This is a genomic window from Metabacillus niabensis, from assembly GCF_020524345.1.
Lineage (GTDB): Bacteria > Bacillota > Bacilli > Bacillales > Bacillaceae > Metabacillus > Metabacillus niabensis_B.
In genome coordinates this window covers 160,253-176,330 of sequence record NZ_JAIVLH010000012.1, presented here as the reverse complement: position 1 = coordinate 176,330, position 16,078 = coordinate 160,253, and the positions used below count along the sequence as shown (strand labels likewise).

The following is a 16,078-nucleotide window of genomic DNA, read 5'->3' as shown; positions in this document are numbered from 1 at the left end:
GGTAATAAAAGATGACTCAACATGATAACACAGTTTTAAAACAGAAGGAACCAAATATGAAGCTTGTTTTATTACTTCTTTTCATAGGAAGTTTGATCTCAATCATTCTTGCCATTGGGATCGGTCCGGTTTCTGTTCATCCTGGTACCGTAGCAAAAATAATAATGAGCAAACTGCCTTTTGTAACAGATTTTATTTATCCTAACTGGACAAGGCTTGATGAAAACATTGTGTGGAATTTGCGCTTGCCACGGGTTTTACTGGGCATGCTTGTTGGTGCTTCATTAGCGGTAACAGGTGTTGCCATGCAGGCGTTGGTACGAAATCATTTGGCAGATCCATTTATACTTGGTGTTTCTTCAGGAGCATCTGCGACAGCAACATTAGGCATGCTGTTTGGGGTCTTTTCATTCTTTGGTACGTATGCTCTGTCAATCAGTGCATTTATTGGAGCAGCAGCAACGATTATGATCGTATATACGATCTCCAGGGTCAGAGGCAGAATTAATATCACACAGTTATTATTATCAGGTGTTGCGGTTGCTATGATTATGGATGCAGTCACAAATGTGATCACCTTAAGTGCCCCGAATGCGTTGGGTCTCCATAATGCGGCGTTTTGGATGTCCGGTAGTTTAGCTGGAGCGAAATGGGGCTATTTAACACTCCCACTTGTGGTCATTCTTTTTTGTATGAGCATCCTTCTGATTCAATACCGTGCGCTAAATGCTCTGCTTTTAGGAGAAGAGGCCGCAGGTACATTGGGAACTGATGTGAAGCGGGTGCAAAAAATACTTGTGTTAGTTGCCTCCCTATTAGCAGGTACGACGATTGCTGTCAGCGGTTCGATTGGGTTTATCGGATTAATGGTTCCGCATATTACGAGGTTATTAATTGGATCAGATCATAAAAAAGTTCTCCCTGTAAGTGCCTTATTGGGAGGGATTTTTGTTATTTGGACAGATGTTGTAGCCAGAATCGTCATCGCACCTGAGGAATTGCCAATTGGCCTTTTAACCGCAATCATCGGTGGACCGTTTTTTATTTGGTTACTAAAAAGAAACTCTCGGACATAAAAGAGGTGGAAATATGAAGTTGCAAGTAGAAAAGGTAAGCTTTTCCTATGATGAGCAAAAAATCATTGAAGATATTCGCCTCCATGTGAAGAAAGGTGAGTTTGTCGGGTTGTTAGGGCCAAATGGAAGCGGGAAATCAACCATCCTAAAAACGGTCTATCGCGCTCTAGAGCCTGATGCTGGTGACATTCGATTAGATGATGAAGATTTACTTTCAATGAAAGTAAAAAAGATTGCCAGAAACATTGGAGTTGTTGGCCAAGAGAACTCCATTCCGTTTGATTTTAAAGTAGAAGAAATCGTCGCAATGGGACGTAACCCATATAAAAAGCTGTTTGAAGGGGATACACAACTAGATAAAGAGATTGTCACAAATGCGTTAAAACAAACGGGTATTGAAGATTTAGCCCAAAGAAATTATATCCAGCTCTCAGGTGGAGAAAAACAAAGAGTGCTCATAGCACGGGTATTGGCCCAGCAAACAAACTTTTTACTGTTAGATGAACCAACAAATCATTTAGATATTTACTATCAATTGCAAATGTTTGATTTAGTTAAGGGGTTGGGTGTAACCGTTTTGGCTGCCATCCACGATCTGAATATTGCCGCACTTTATTGTGATCGAATGTATGTGTTAAAAAAAGGACGTTTATACAAAGCCGGGACACCGGAGGAAATGATCACACCTGAAGTCATTTACGAGGTGTACGGTATTCAAGTCGATGTAATGGTCCACCCAAAAACAAATAAGGTATCGATTACATATTTACCTAAAAGTTTAGATAAAAAGGAGATCTGAATGTGAGCAAAAAACACTTTTTAGGATTTACAGCGTTAGCTATCGTGATGACAGGTATACTAGTTGGATGTCAGTCTACTTCAAGTGAACCGATGAAAAAAGAATCAGAAGAAAAGACTGCAAACTATGAAACATTGACATTTGACAATTACGGCAGGGATTTAGACATTACAGAAAAACCGCAAAACGTATTAACTTTGGGCCCAAATAGTACAGAGCTTTTCGTTGCATTAGGTTTGACAGATTATGTTATCGGTAATAGTCTGGACAATCATAGCCGGGGTCCTCTTCCTGAATATGAGGCCGAATACAAGAAAATTCCGGAACTAACATACGGTTCCGCTACCCGGGAAGCAGTTACAACAAGCGGAGCAGATTTTATCTATGGAATTGATTGGGAATTTGGTGGAGAAGGTTTAGATGTGGAGGAGCTTGAAAGCTTTGGCATCAAAACGTACATGAACAGTGCGACCACATTAGAAGAGATCTATCAGGAAATCCATGATATCGGCAAAATCTTTGAAATAGAAGATGTCGCAACCGATTTTGTTACTGATCAAAAAGCTAGAATTGCTGCAGTTCAAGAAAAGGTTCCAAGTCAGGAACCAGTAAAGGTGCTCGTATATGATAGCGGGGGAGACGGGGTGTTCACAGCAGGTGGAACAAACTTCGAAACACTTTTAATCGAACTTGCCGGCGGAAAAAACGTCTTTGACGATATCACAGATAAACAATGGACAACCGTAAGCTATGAAGAAGTTTTAGCCAGACAGCCGGATGTCATTGTAGTCCATGATTATGATGCTCCATCACTAGAACAAAAAATAAAAGACATTAAAAACGACCCGGCTCTTTCACAGCTGGACAGTGTAAAAAATGAACGGTTTGTCTCTATCACATTAGAAAGCGTCCTGCCAGGAGACCGAATGGCATATGCCGTTGAAACCCTGGCAAAAGGATTTTATCCGGAGAAATTTGAATAATAGTATTCATGATTTAATCTGTGTATAATAATCAAAAAAAGGCACATCTCTTTTAGTAAAAAGAGTGTGTTTTTTATTTTATAGGGGTCTATAAATTCTAGGTTTTCTCGAAAATAATTATGAATATAAAAATGAATTCCAAAAACAGTTGACCTCGCATAATAATAGCAATATACATTATTTAAACGTTTAAATTTATTCGTACACTTTAATTTAAGAACGCTTATTAGATATCCTCAATTTATAATGTTTTCTTAATTGATACACACAGTGTATATGATAGTGAATAAACTTAGTTGAATTTTATAAAAAGTAAATAATTATTTCTCTCAAGTAGATGTCAAAGTTATTAATAATTCATGTATTGACATTAAAGAGAATCACATATATATTTAATTTAAACGTTTAACAATACAAACAAGATGGTGAACAAGTTGAAAAAACCAACAATAAAAGAAGTTGCACAACTAGCTAACGTCTCTATCGCAACCGTTTCCAATGTCATAAATGAGACAAAACATGTTAGTGAAGATTTGAAAATACAAGTGTTGAATGCTATGAAAACGCTTAACTACAAACCAAATGATATTGCTAAAAGTTTGAAAGTGAACCAATCAAGATTAATAGGAATACTCATATCAGATATTTCTAATAATTTCATATCGAAAGTAGTAAAAGGGATTGAAATCACGTTAAATGAAGAGGGCTATACTGTTCTCCTTTGTAGTACAGATTCAGATGTGGAAAAAGAAAAAAGATATATGAATGTTCTAATGGGAAAACGAATAGATGGCTTAATCATTTCCTCAGCAGGAACTGGAGAGCATTATAACGACTTAATCAATGCGAACGTTCCTCTAGTATTTCTAAATCGTTGCCCAGATCATATAACCTCGAACATGGTCATGACCAATAATATTAAGGGTGCATATCAAGCAACTGAACACCTAATTAAACATGGCTACAAGAAGATAGGAATTATTACTGGCCCTATGCATCTTAGCACTGGAAGAGATCGATATATTGGTTATGAAAGAGCACTTGATGATTATGGAATTCCCGTTAAAAAGGAACTTGTATTTGAGGGGAAACTTGATATTGAAAGTGGTTATGAGGTAACGAAAAAAATGATTGAGTCAGAAGTTGAAGTAGATGCATTATTTATTTCGAATAACTCCATGTCTCTAGGAGCTTATAAATATATGAAAGAAAAGGGTTTGAATATTCCGCAGGATATCGCTGTATATGGATTTGATGATCCTGAATGGGCTGATATCGTAGATCCACCTTTGTCAGGTATTAGGCAACCGGCCTATGAACTGGGTGTATTAGCAGCCCGAAACATCATCAATATTCTTCAAGGAGATCAGGAGGAAGTACAAAGTATTCAATATCTTGATCCAGAAATGGTCACTAGAAAATCTTGTGGGTGTTAATATTGTGTTTTTAACGTTTAACGCCATTTTTTTGAAGGTTAGTTAAACGTTTAAATATATATCAAATTAGTAAAAAGGGGATGCTTAATGATGAAAATAGCGGTTGGAGGGGACCATGCAGGGTTTCCGTTGAAGGGTCATGTGATTGAAGTATTAAAAGAGTTAGGACATGAAGCAACCGACTGTGGAAGCTATACGCCAGAACCCATTGATTTTCCAGACATTACAAAAATTGTTTGCGAAAAAGTGCTAGCTCAAGAAGCGGATAAGGCAATCCTTGTTTGTGGGACTGGGGTAGGAGCGTCAATTGCAGCAAATAAGATTCCAGGAATCAGGTCTTCCGTATGTCATGATATCTATTCCTCACATCAATGTGTTGAACATGATGATGTGAATGTTATGTGTATTGGTGCTCAAATCATTGGTCCTGCTTTAGTAAAAGAGTTGGTTGAATCCTTTTTAACTGCAGAGTTTAGCACGGAGACAGAATTTAGAAGAAGAGTAGAAAAGCTTTCCATTATGGAAGTGGAATATGCAAAGCAATTAGTAGAAGTAAATAAAAAATAGGGGGTAAAAAAATAATGATAAAGAAAGCGTTAACATTAATTGTGAGCATGATCTTGTTGTTTGGTTTAGCTGCATGTGGTGACTCAACAGAATCGTCGACAGATGCCGCCTCTGGTTCAGGGAAAGAGGTTATGAAAATTAAATTAGGTCACGTAACAAACGACCAATCTGCTATCCACAAAGGTGCCGTAAAGTTTAAAGAAATAGTAGAAGAAAAATCAGATGGAACGATGGAAGTAGAAGTTATTCCTGGTGGCCAACTTGGAAGTGAGAAAGATTTAGTTGAAAGTACTCAAATTGGTACAATTGAAATAACAATACCATCTGCAGCGGTTCTTTCTAATTTTGTCCCTAAAGCAGCAGTCTTAACACTACCTTATGTGATTAAGGGAGAAAATGAGCGTGAAAAATATAAAACATTTGTTGAATTAGGTAAATCAGAAGCATACAAAGAAATTGCCACTCAAGCAGAAGATGCAAAATTAGTAGCATTTCCTGAAGCGATTTGGTGGGTTGGTGATCGTCATGTAACAACGAGTGATGAGCCGGTAAAAACTCCTGAGGACATAAAAGGATTGAAAATTAGAACACCTGACGCAACAGCACACACTGAGCCATTTAAAATCATGGATGCTAACGTAACGCCAATGAATATCTCTGAGGTGTATTACTCTCTAAAAAGTGGAACCATTGCAGCGCAAGAAAACTCTGTAAATCAAATCTATACTAACAATTTCCATGAAGTTCAAAAATATGTAAACCTTACTGGTCATATGTCTCAAAATGAACTTCCGGTGGTTAGCTTACAATGGTGGAATACGCTAAGTGAAGACCAAAAGAAAATTGTGACAGAAGCGATGAATGAATCCGGAGAATATATGTCTGAGCTACAGTTAACAGCCAATGAAGAAGAATTAGAAATATTAAAAGAAGAAGGCATGGAAGTTGTAGAAGTGGATATTGAAGCATTTAAAGAGGCAACAAAAGACACGTATAAATCTTTTGAAGACGTATTAGGGAAAGGTTATTACGAGAAAATCAAATCAGCCCAGGAATAACCAAGAAATATTGGAGTGATGAGCCATGAAGCTTGCTAAAAAAATGTTTTTCAATATAGAGGAAATTGTAAGCAGTGTGTTTTTTACGATCATGTGCATCTCGGTAGCTCTGGGGGTTTTTGCAAGATTTTTTGAACTTTCCTTAGTTTGGACGGATGAACTGGCCAGGTATACATTTATCTGGTCAGTCCTTTTAGGAACAGTCGTGGCTTATAAACATAAAAAACACATCGTGATTGATGCTCTTAGTAGTTTGTTACCAAAAAAAGTGAACGCCATTATACAAATAATCGTACGTTTAGGTCTACTATATTTATTTTTTATTCTATTAAAATATGGTTGGGGTTTAACCATTCAAACCTGGGGTGTACCAACAACAAGTTTAGAAATACCCACAGGGTTTGTTTATCTAGTCGTACCGTTAGCTAGTTTTCTGTTAATCGTCTATACCTTAATTGAGCTATATCAAATTATTATTAAAAAAATAAGTAATCCAACATAGGAAAGGAGGAAAGGATTTATGCTTATTATACTCATTGCATCTTTATTTGGGCTACTTCTCTTAGGTGTTCCTGTTGGATTTTCATTATTAGGTTCTGCTTTGATTGCAATTCTCGCACAAGGGACAATTCCGTTAGAAGCTATTCCGCAGAGACTTGCTTTAGGTCTTGACTCCTTTCCGATGTTAGCCATCCCGTTATTTATCTTGGCTGGTACATTAATGGAGGCAGGAGGTATTACCAAACGGTTAATTACTTTATCGGAAGTGCTCGTTGGTCATATTAGAGGAAGTTTAGCACATGTAACCGTTGTTTCTAACGTGTTTATGTCTGGAGTTTCTGGGTCTGGGGTTGCAGATGCTGCGGCAACTGGATCTGCCTTAATTCCATCGATGATCAAAAGAGGTTATGGTAAAGGATTTGCAGCAGCGATCCTAGGTGCTAGTGCGACGGTAGGACCTATTATTCCTCCGAGTATCCCGATGATTCTCTATGGAAGTCTAGCAGGTGTATCGATCGGGAAGTTATTTTTAGGGGGAGCCATTCCTGGGTTACTAATGAGTGGTTCATTGATGATCGTATCTTACATGATTGCTAGAAAAAGAGGGTTCGAGAAAAGAGAAAGAGCAAGGTTAAAAGAGATTATTAAAGCGTTTAGGGATGCTTTATGGGCACTATTAATGCCAGTTATTATCGTTGGTGGAATTTTCACGGGATTCTTTACGGCAACAGAGTCAGCTGTAATTGCTGTTATCTATTCCTTAATTATCGGTCTTTTTGTTTATAAAGATCTGAAACTAAGGGAATTGCCTAAAAAATTATTAGAAGCGGTTAGTATGTCATCTTCAATTGGGGTTATCATCGCTGCTTCTGCACCATTTGCTTGGGTAATGGCATATGCACAAGGACCAGCAAAAGTATTAGCAATGTTCCAAAATATCTCTGATTCAACGATTGTCGCTTTACTACTTTTAATGTTGATTCTTCTTGTATTAGGATGTTTCCTAGACGGTATGGCAATTATCATTATTACGACACCTGTTATCATGCCAATTTTGACACAATTCAACATTGATCCTTTACATTTTGGGGTCATTTTAGCCATTAACGTGATGATTGGAACGATTACCCCACCGGTAGGAACATTAATGTATGTAGCAATAAGTATCGCAAAAACATCAGTTTTTCAATTTACAAAAGAAGTATGGCCGTTTTTCTTAGTCTTAGTGTTATTATTAGCTATTTTTGCCTTATTCCCTCAGCTTGTCTTATTCTTGCCTAATTTACTAATGAAATAGAAAGAAATCTTAAATCTAGGTGATAAATTATGAAAAAACCTGTAATCACAATAATCGGAAGTCTCAATATGGATTTAGTTACTGTTACAAAACGCGTTCCTGAAAAAGGAGAAACGATCACTGGTCAATCCTTTTTAACCTTTCCTGGTGGTAAAGGAGCAAATCAAGCGGTTGCTGCTGCTAGATTAGGTGCAGAAGTATATATGCTAGGAAAAGTAGGGAATGATTCTTTTGGAAAACAACTTATAGACATACTAACACAAGAAGATATACATGATGAGTTTGTAAAGGTATCTTCTACTAAAGAAACAGGTACAGCTTCTATCACTATTTCTGAACAAGATAATCGTATTATCGTCGTTCCGGGAGCTAATTATGAAGTAACACCTGAATGGGTGAAGAGCCGAGAGTCCATTATTGCTAAAAGTGATTTGTTGTTAATTCAGTTAGAAATCCCACTTCATACGGTTATTAAAGCAACAGAAATTGCTAATAAATACGGAATTCCAGTCATTTTAAATCCTGCTCCTTATCAAAAGTTGCCGAAAAAATTAGTAGAGAGCGTTACTTTCATAACACCTAATGAATCTGAGTTTGAGCGACTATTAGCAGATATTCCTATTGAAGAAAGGGATAAGGTTGTAGCGAAATGCATTGTGACAAAAGGAGAAGAGGGAGTAGACTTTCATATTAATCATGAAAAGCAAACAGTCCCTGCGGTAAAAGTTGAAGTTGTCGATACCACAGGAGCCGGCGATACCTTTAATGGTGCGCTAGCTGTCGCTTATGCTAAAACAGAAAATCTAGAAGAGTCTATTTTATTTGCAGTCCATGCTGCTTCATTGTCAGTGATGAAAATGGGAGCGCAAACTGGGATGCCTTTAATCGAAGAAATAAAGGATAAAAGGATTCATCTGTAGGGAATTGTCACACACTTTGTATAGTCGTATAGATTTTTATGAATTTGGTTCTTCTTTACTAGGATAGGAGAAAGCTATTGAATTTTAGGGGAAAACATTTGCACCTACAAAAGGTTAGTTTTGGCTGAGAGTCCTTCTGTTTTATAAAGAATAAGAAATAATTAACCATATGATGAGTGCTCTGGATGAAATGATCCAGAGCTTATTTTTGTTCATAACGGCAAAAAAATTTCACGTCACTAATCCCATGTATAGATGATTAGATAAAGAACAAATAATATAAAGACTTTTCGACATTATTACCCATTGACAAAATCCTAACACTTCTTTCCAAAATTAATCTTGTCAACATTGTGTCAGACAAAATCGAATTTAGTTTAAATTGTTTCTCCACTGAAATCGCTTTATTATTAAGACAAGAAATAACAAAGAGGTGACTTACATGGAAGCGAATCAAAAGCAAGGTGATTTTCGCGTTAAAATACAAAGATTTGGTAGCCATTTAAGTGGAATGATCATGCCAAACATCGGTGCTTTTATTGCATGGGGGATTATTACAGCACTATTTATCCCAACAGGCTGGGCGCCAAATGAAACACTAGCATCATTAGTTGATCCAATGATCAAATACCTACTTCCACTATTAATCGGTTACACAGGTGGTAAGATGGTATACGATGTCCGCGGTGGTGTCGTTGGTGCAACCGCAACAATGGGGGTTATCGTGGGAGCGGAAATCCCGATGTTTCTAGGAGCCATGATTATGGGTCCACTTGGTGGATACTTAATTAAAAAGCTTGATGGCTTATTAAAAGATAAAGTTCGTTCAGGTTTTGAAATGCTCGTGAACAACTTCTCTGCAGGTATTTTAGGTGCACTGTTAACATTAGCTGCCCTAGTTGGAATTGGTCCTGTTGTTGAAGGATTAAACAAGGTATTAGCAGGCGCAGTTCAAGGTATTTTTGATGCAGGTTTACTGCCATTAGCAAGTATTTTCATCGAGCCGGCAAAGGTTCTGTTCTTAAACAATGCAATCAATCACGGTATTTTAAGCCCGATCGGTATTGAGCAAGCTTCAAGTGCAGGTAAATCTATTTTATTCTTACTTGAGTCAAACCCTGGCCCTGGTTTAGGTATTCTTTTAGCTTATATGTTTTTTGGCAGAGGTTCGGCGAGACAAACAGCTCCTGGTGCAGTGATTATTCACTTCCTGGGCGGTATTCATGAGATCTACTTCCCGTACATCTTGATGAAACCTATGTTACTTCTTGCAGCAATCGCAGGTGGAATCAGTGGTGTATTCACATTCTCAATCTTCAATGCTGGTTTAGTAGCAAGTCCATCACCTGGTAGTATCATTGCTTTACTAGCAATGACGCCAAGAGGCGGCTACGTAGGAGTAATTCTAGGTGTCATTGTAGCTGCAGCTGTATCATTCTTAGTTGCATCACTTATTTTAAAAACAAGCAAGCAAAAAGAAGAAGATTTAACAGAAGCTACAGCGAAAATGGAAGCAATGAAAGGGAAGAAAAGCTCTGTAAGCAGCAATCTTACAGCACAACCGGAAGCTGAAGTGGTAGCAACAACTTCTAAAGAGTTCGATTTCGGTCATGTGAAAAAAGTCATCTTCGCTTGTGACGCAGGTATGGGTTCAAGTGCAATGGGTGCATCTATTTTACGTAACAAAGTGAAAAAAGCAGAGATTGAAGGAGTAGATGTGACAAATACATCAATCAACAACATTCCTTCTGATGCTGATATCGTTATTACACACAAAGATTTAACAGATCGTGCAAAAGCTAAATTACCTTCTGCATACCACGTATCTGTTGATAATTTCTTAAATAGCCCGAAATATGATGAAATTGTGGGTAAACTAAAATAAGATCGTGAAAAAAATGGTGCGGCTACCTTGGTGGGGAGTGGCACCATTTTTATGTTAGTGCTGATGAATGCATGATGAAATGTGTCGGATTTTGGCAAATAGCAAATAAAACTTGAAAATTGAAAATGAATTTACAGAATAGTAAATAAAATCTCAAAATCAAAAATAAATCCGAAAAATTGAAAATAACCCGCTTCACCCAGGGTATTTTTAAACCCAAAGGACATTCTAATTAAATAATGTCAGCAACATAATTGAAAAAACTGCTCTTTCTATCTTTTGAAACCTGTATATATACATGCGTATAATTAAACTATGTCAATAACTCATATAAAAGAGAGTTGATTTCCATGATTGTTTCCGCAAGAGAGCGTCTGATCGTGCAATTGCTGATGGAAGACGCAGATCAGGAAGTGACGATTAAGGAGCTTGCTGAACAAATCGATGTTAGTGAGCGGACGATTCATCGTGATTTGAAAAATATTGAATCTGTCCTGCATAAATTCAATCTTCAGCTCGTGAAGCGGGCGGGGATCGGAATCAAAATGGTGGGAAGTGAAACAAGTCTCACAGAACTAAGGTTTGCGATTCAAAAGCAGGATTATAAAGAATACACGCCAGATGAGCGGATGATTGTTGCCCTTTGTACACTGCTTGATCATCATGATCCAATTAAGCTCCAAAGCTTGGCGAATGAACTCGGCGTGACAACAGCTACGATTAGCCATGATTTAGATAAAATGGAGCCATTTGTTGAAGAATACGGCCTTACTCTTATTAGAAGAAGAGGGTATGGAATTGAACTGACAGGTTCGGAAGAAGCAAAGCGAAAGGCTATTAAAAGCTTAATTTCTGACAGGTTTGATGTGCCGGACTTTTTACGAATGGTACGGGAAAATATAGAACGAAAATCAACAAATAAGATTGATTCCATATCTGAGCGTTTACTGGGACTTGTACAAAAGGAAAAGCTCATCATCATTGAGGATTTAATTAACAAAATTAATTCACGCCTGCCATACCCATTGGCAGACAGCTCATATGTTGGGCTTGTTGTTCACCTTGCACTTGCAATTGAGCGTATACAACGTGGTGAAAACATCACAATAAAAGGTGACTATCTAAAAAAATTAAAAGTATCAAGGGAATTTACCTTTGCAGAGGAAATTGCCGGAAAACTTGAGGAGACCTTTCAGATTCAGATTCCTGAGGATGAAAAAGGATATATTACGATGCATCTGCGGGGTGCAAAGCTGCGGTTCGAAGGTAAAGTCGATATTCAGGATGAAAATGTTGAGATTGCTTATCTTGTACAAAGGTTAATTGAACAAGTAGAACAGCTTACAAACAAAGAATTAAAGCATGATACATCTTTATTTCATGGCTTGCTTGCCCATCTTCAGCCAGCGGTGTATCGCCTGAAACAAGGAATGAAAATCACGAATCCGTTATTAAAAGAAATAAAACGTGATCATCATGAGCTTTTCGGAGTTGTTCAACAAGCTGTAAAAGTAGCTCTTCCATTTGATGCAGTTCCTGAGGAAGAGATAGGATATTTAGTATTACACTTTGGAGCAGCCTTAAATAAAAGGAAATCGATCCGGAAATTAAAAGCACTTATTATTTGTTCAAGTGGGATTGGCACGTCAAAAATGCTGGCAACGCAAATTAACAATCAGTTTCCACATATTGCAGAGCTGCGAAATATATCAGCATTTGAACTGAAGGAAACAGATGTGACCAAATATGATCTCATTCTTTCAACAATACCAATCGAGGACATTTCAACAGATTATCTGCTAGTAAGTCCAATTTTAACGACTCAAGAGTTGGGAAAAATCAAAGGATATATTGAAGAAAAGGGTCTTGAAATCGAACAAAGTACGTCGTTTGAAGAATCTGATGAACGGGTAGACATTACAATTAGCTTTGAACAATATGAACGATTTACAAGTCAGTCACAACGGTTGATCAGACTTTTGAAGGAACTCGAAGTTTTTCAACTGAATAACACAAATCATGTTGAAAGTATTCTACTACCTGTCAGTAAGCAGCTAAAGCAAATAGGACTTGTAGACAATGAACAAAGAATTGTAGAGGCACTGTTGGAACGGGAGCATATAGGAGGGCTTGCCATTCCGGAAACAAAGCTGGCTCTGTTTCACGCGCGAAATGAGGCTGCTGTGAGACCGAGCTTCCACATGATTGATCTTCAAACACCGATGAAGCTAAGGGCAATGGACAATGAATTAAATGAAGTATCGAGAATTCTTTTGCTCATTGCACCTGAAAATGCTGAGGCAGAAGAGCTGGAAATCATGAGCTTTATTAGTGCAATTATTATTGAGTCACAAGAAAGTATCCATATGTTTGAAAAAGCGACAAAGAGTGGATTATCTCATTATATAAGCCAAAAATACTTCACAAACTATTTACAACAACTAAGGAGTGTTTAATACATGTCAATTTTAAAAGAAGAAAATATTTTATTAAATCAACAATTTGATCACAAAACAGATGCGATTAAAGCAACAGGACAAATTTTAGTCGAAAAAGGTTATGTAGAAGCTTCTTATATTGATGCCATGATGCAAAGAGAAGAATTATCTTCTACATATATGGGGAACTTTGTTGCCATCCCACACGGAACAGAAGATGCAAAATCAGCTGTGCTAAACTCAGGCTTATCTGTTATCCAAGTACCGGGCGGCGTTGACTTCGGCGGCGGAAACATCGTGAAATTTTTAATTGGAATTGCCGGAAAAGGTGACGAACACTTAGAAATCCTTTCAAAAATCGCGATTGTGTTATCTGAAGAAGAAAATGTAGAAAAACTTGTCCAAGCACAATCAAAAGAGGAAATCATCGAACTTCTTAGCGAGGTGAACTAACTTGAAAGCAGTTCATTTTGGTGCCGGTAATATCGGAAGAGGTTTTATCGGCTTATTGTTACATCAATCAGGCTATGCGGTCGAATTTGTTGATGTGAATGAAACATTAATCAATGAATTAAACAAAGAAAAAGCGTACCGGGTGATGTTGGCAAACGAGGATAAGCAGGAGTTTTTTGTTGAAAATGTATCAGGAATTAATAGTCAGCAAAACCCTGATGCTGTTGTTGAGGCGATCTCAAAAGCGGATATCGTGACAACAGCTGTCGGACCAAACATCCTAAAATTCGTTGCTCCGCTTATTGCTGAAGGGTTGAAAAAACGTCAGCAAATGAACGGAGGCCCGGTGAATGTCATTGCCTGTGAAAACATGGTCGGTGGAAGCAGTGAGCTAAAAAAACATGTTGTTGAAAAACTTGGTGCAGGAGAAGTCGCTTGGGTTGAAGAAAATGTCGGTTTCCCGAACTCAGCAGTAGACCGCATTGTACCAAATCAAAACAATGAACGCTTACTAGATGTATTGGTTGAACCTTTCCATGAATGGGTCATCGATTCAACTGGGATTAAGGGTGAGCAACCTAAGATTGAAGAAGCTCTATTTGTGGATAATCTTCAAGCATATATCGAACGTAAGCTATTTACTGTAAACACAGGTCATGCGGCAACAGCTTACTTAGGTAACCTAGCTGGATATAAAACAATTGCAGAAGCTATCTCCCAAGATGAAGTGAAGCAGGACGTACTTGGTACTCTTGGTGAAACAGGAAAAGTGTTAACAACAAAATATGGTTTTGACGCAGACCAGCATAGTACTTACATCGAAAAAATCATTGGACGCTTTGCTAACCCTCATATTGTCGATGATGTACAAAGGGTAGGAAGAGCACCTCTACGTAAGCTTGGCGCAAAAGACCGATTGGTTGCACCAGCACTGGAGTATATAGATGAATTCGGTAACGTACCAGAGAACCTTGTAAAGGTAATCGTAGCTGCCCTGCAGTTTGTTTCTGAGGAAGATCAGGAATCTCTAACTCTTAAGCAGATGGTCGAGGAAAAAGGCACTGCTGCAGCATTTAGTGAGGTTTCAGGTTTAGCGATGGATCATCCGTTAGTTGTGAGCGTAGCGGAGAAGTTTTAGTATAGGTAAAAGCCAGCATCTAATATGGTGCTGGCTTTTTTGATAATTTGAGCCAGATAAAGGCTGAATCGACCTGAAAAACTAAATAATGCCCACTACCAAACGGCAGTGAGCATCCTATCAGTCACAAATTACTGCAAATCAGCAGCACCTTGAGCGATTAAGTCAAATAATTCTTCAATATCCTCTTCTTCTACACAAGAGAACGCAATACGTAAATCGGTTGAGTTGATGGAAATGGTTCCAACTCCATATTGATCTAACAGATGCAAACGTAATTTCTCAGCATCGATGTTGTGAAGCTTCAAGCACATAAAGTAGCCTGAGTTGAATGGGTAGTATGTCCAGTATTTTTGATATTCTTCTTTTGCCAGCACTTCTTTTGTTTTGTCTGCACGGCTTTTCATTAAAGCGAATTTCTGTTCTTTTTCAACAGCAAATTCGTCTGATTTTAATGACTGTAAAATCAGTGATTGTGAAGGGTGTGAGCTGCTTGAGATTGTACCCCTGATAAGACCCTTAGTTTTTTGCTCTAATGCATTCAGCACGTTCGCTGATTTGCTCGCATATGTGATAAAACCAACGCGGAAGCCCCATACATAGTTTTCTTTTGTAGCTCCGTCAATTTTTACGGCTAAGATACGCTCGTGAGCATCTGCTAGGTAACTGAAAATGGATTCAGTCATGGAGTCTTCATAAAATAATCCGAAGTAAGCATCATCGATCAGCACAACGATGTTTAACCCTTCATCTGCTGCTTCAGTTAGGACAGCGGCAATTTCTTTTGCTTCAGATTCCAACGGTGTATAACCAGTTGGATTGTTCGGGAAGTTTAGAAGAACAATCACTTTACCGGATGATTTATGTGCGTCGATTGTTGCTTTTAAACCTGCTGTGTTAAAACCGTTTTCTTCATTAAATAATGGGAAGGTGGCAACAGTTGCACCACGGCGTGTTTTAAATGTGATGTTGTAATTTCCCCAATATTTATCAGGTACAATAACCGGTGTACCTTCATCAGCAAATAAATCTGCTGCAATGCTTAAACCGTGAGTAAGGGCATTTGTGACAATTGGTGAACCTACGACATCTTTATTTAAACTTGGGTTATCGTTAAAGATTTTTTCCTGCCATACTTTACGTAATTCTTCTTTTCCTTGAGGTGGTGCATATGGATAAAGATCCTTTGGTGCTACTTTATCGCCAAAAAGGTCTTGCAAGTGTTGAAAGTGCATAGGCTGATTGTTTTCAGTTGCAATTCCGATTGTTGCATTAAAACGATGAGCTTTTTTTCCTGCTTCTGCCGATTGACTTAAGATACCTTTTGGATAGAACATTTCCTTTCCAAGCTGAGACAACATGTTATAAACGTGTTCGTTATCTTCTTTCATTGCTTGATTTAAAGCTTGTGCTAATTCATTCATGATCCTTTTTTTCACCTCTATAGGAAATAAAAATTTTTGAAAATTCATTAAGAGATATTTTATCACAGTGAAGAGTGTTCTCACAGTAGTTAGATGAAAAAAA

Annotated in this window: 14 protein-coding genes; 13 read left to right on the top strand and 1 reads right to left on the bottom strand. The window is 37.8% G+C overall.

Annotation, left to right across the window (positions count from 1 at the left end; translation table 11 throughout):
• Positions 1 to 11: 11 nt before the first annotated feature.
• The 13 genes from LC095_RS14780 to LC095_RS14720 all read left to right on the top strand — a co-directional run bounded on the left by LC095_RS14780 (position 12) and on the right by LC095_RS14720 (position 14,551).
• Positions 12 to 1,076 (top strand): FecCD family ABC transporter permease, encoded by a 1,065-nt coding sequence (locus LC095_RS14780; protein ID WP_226528868.1) that lies wholly within the window; start codon positions 12 to 14, stop codon positions 1,074 to 1,076.
• Positions 1,077 to 1,089: 13 nt separating this feature from the next.
• Positions 1,090 to 1,875, top strand: coding sequence for a heme ABC transporter ATP-binding protein (locus LC095_RS14775; RefSeq protein ID WP_226528867.1), 786 nt, complete (start codon positions 1,090 to 1,092; stop codon positions 1,873 to 1,875).
• A 2-nt stretch (positions 1,876 to 1,877) separates the two neighbouring features.
• Entirely contained in the window at positions 1,878 to 2,858 is a 981-nt protein-coding gene (locus LC095_RS14770) for an ABC transporter substrate-binding protein (protein WP_226528866.1), read from the top strand.
• Positions 2,859 to 3,292: 434 nt separating this feature from the next.
• Entirely contained in the window at positions 3,293 to 4,294 is a 1,002-nt protein-coding gene (locus LC095_RS14765) for a LacI family DNA-binding transcriptional regulator (RefSeq protein ID WP_226528865.1), read from the top strand.
• Between the two features lie 87 nt (positions 4,295 to 4,381).
• The gene (locus LC095_RS14760) at positions 4,382 to 4,861 is read left to right on the top strand and encodes an RpiB/LacA/LacB family sugar-phosphate isomerase (RefSeq protein WP_226528864.1); all 480 of its coding nucleotides are present in this window, start codon (positions 4,382 to 4,384) and stop codon (positions 4,859 to 4,861) included.
• Positions 4,862 to 4,875: 14 nt separating this feature from the next.
• On the top strand, positions 4,876 to 5,919 hold the full coding sequence (locus LC095_RS14755; RefSeq protein WP_226528863.1) for a TRAP transporter substrate-binding protein: 1,044 nt from the start codon (positions 4,876 to 4,878) through the stop codon (positions 5,917 to 5,919).
• Between the two features lie 25 nt (positions 5,920 to 5,944).
• Positions 5,945 to 6,421 carry a TRAP transporter small permease gene (locus LC095_RS14750; protein ID WP_226528862.1) on the top strand — a complete coding sequence of 159 codons (477 nt, stop codon included), beginning with the start codon at positions 5,945 to 5,947 and terminating at the stop codon, positions 6,419 to 6,421.
• Positions 6,422 to 6,439: 18 nt separating this feature from the next.
• Positions 6,440 to 7,717: a TRAP transporter large permease gene (locus tag LC095_RS14745; protein WP_226528861.1), complete on the top strand. Its 1,278-nt coding sequence runs from the start codon at positions 6,440 to 6,442 to the stop codon at positions 7,715 to 7,717.
• Positions 7,718 to 7,746: 29 nt separating this feature from the next.
• Positions 7,747 to 8,637, top strand: coding sequence for a ribokinase (rbsK, locus tag LC095_RS14740; RefSeq protein ID WP_226528860.1), 891 nt, complete (start codon positions 7,747 to 7,749; stop codon positions 8,635 to 8,637).
• A 442-nt stretch (positions 8,638 to 9,079) separates the two neighbouring features.
• Positions 9,080 to 10,522: a PTS mannitol transporter subunit IICB gene (locus LC095_RS14735; protein WP_226528859.1), complete on the top strand. Its 1,443-nt coding sequence runs from the start codon at positions 9,080 to 9,082 to the stop codon at positions 10,520 to 10,522.
• 350 nt (positions 10,523 to 10,872) lie between these two features.
• Positions 10,873 to 12,978: a BglG family transcription antiterminator gene (locus tag LC095_RS14730; protein WP_226528858.1), complete on the top strand. Its 2,106-nt coding sequence runs from the start codon at positions 10,873 to 10,875 to the stop codon at positions 12,976 to 12,978.
• 3 nt (positions 12,979 to 12,981) lie between these two features.
• Positions 12,982 to 13,413 carry a PTS sugar transporter subunit IIA gene (locus LC095_RS14725; RefSeq protein WP_226528857.1) on the top strand — a complete coding sequence of 144 codons (432 nt, stop codon included), beginning with the start codon at positions 12,982 to 12,984 and terminating at the stop codon, positions 13,411 to 13,413.
• A gap of 1 nt (position 13,414) precedes the next feature.
• Entirely contained in the window at positions 13,415 to 14,551 is a 1,137-nt protein-coding gene (locus LC095_RS14720; RefSeq protein WP_226528856.1) for a mannitol-1-phosphate 5-dehydrogenase, read from the top strand.
• A gap of 131 nt (positions 14,552 to 14,682) precedes the next feature.
• Here LC095_RS14720 and LC095_RS14715 read toward each other — a convergent pair whose 3' ends face one another.
• On the bottom strand, positions 14,683 to 15,975 hold the full coding sequence (locus tag LC095_RS14715; RefSeq protein ID WP_226528855.1) for an aminotransferase class I/II-fold pyridoxal phosphate-dependent enzyme: 1,293 nt from the start codon (positions 15,973 to 15,975) through the stop codon (positions 14,683 to 14,685).
• Between the last annotated feature and the right edge of the window lie 103 nt (positions 15,976 to 16,078).

Bases quoted from the DNA above. Each gene is read 5' to 3' on its own strand.
- LC095_RS14745 (WP_226528861.1), top strand. From the start codon at position 6,440: ATGCTTATTATACTCATTGCATCTTTATTTGGGCTACTTCTCTTAGGT.
- LC095_RS14735 (WP_226528859.1), top strand. From the start codon at position 9,080: ATGGAAGCGAATCAAAAGCAAGGTGATTTTCGCGTTAAAATACAAAGA.
- LC095_RS14755 (WP_226528863.1), top strand. From the start codon at position 4,876: ATGATAAAGAAAGCGTTAACATTAATTGTGAGCATGATCTTGTTGTTT.
- LC095_RS14780 (WP_226528868.1), top strand. From the start codon at position 12: ATGACTCAACATGATAACACAGTTTTAAAACAGAAGGAACCAAATATG.
- LC095_RS14775 (WP_226528867.1), top strand. From the start codon at position 1,090: ATGAAGTTGCAAGTAGAAAAGGTAAGCTTTTCCTATGATGAGCAAAAA.
- LC095_RS14725 (WP_226528857.1), top strand. From the start codon at position 12,982: ATGTCAATTTTAAAAGAAGAAAATATTTTATTAAATCAACAATTTGAT.
- LC095_RS14750 (WP_226528862.1), top strand. From the start codon at position 5,945: ATGAAGCTTGCTAAAAAAATGTTTTTCAATATAGAGGAAATTGTAAGC.
- LC095_RS14715 (WP_226528855.1), bottom strand. From the start codon at position 15,975: ATGAATGAATTAGCACAAGCTTTAAATCAAGCAATGAAAGAAGATAAC.
- LC095_RS14760 (WP_226528864.1), top strand. From the start codon at position 4,382: ATGATGAAAATAGCGGTTGGAGGGGACCATGCAGGGTTTCCGTTGAAG.
- rbsK (WP_226528860.1), top strand. From the start codon at position 7,747: ATGAAAAAACCTGTAATCACAATAATCGGAAGTCTCAATATGGATTTA.
- LC095_RS14730 (WP_226528858.1), top strand. From the start codon at position 10,873: ATGATTGTTTCCGCAAGAGAGCGTCTGATCGTGCAATTGCTGATGGAA.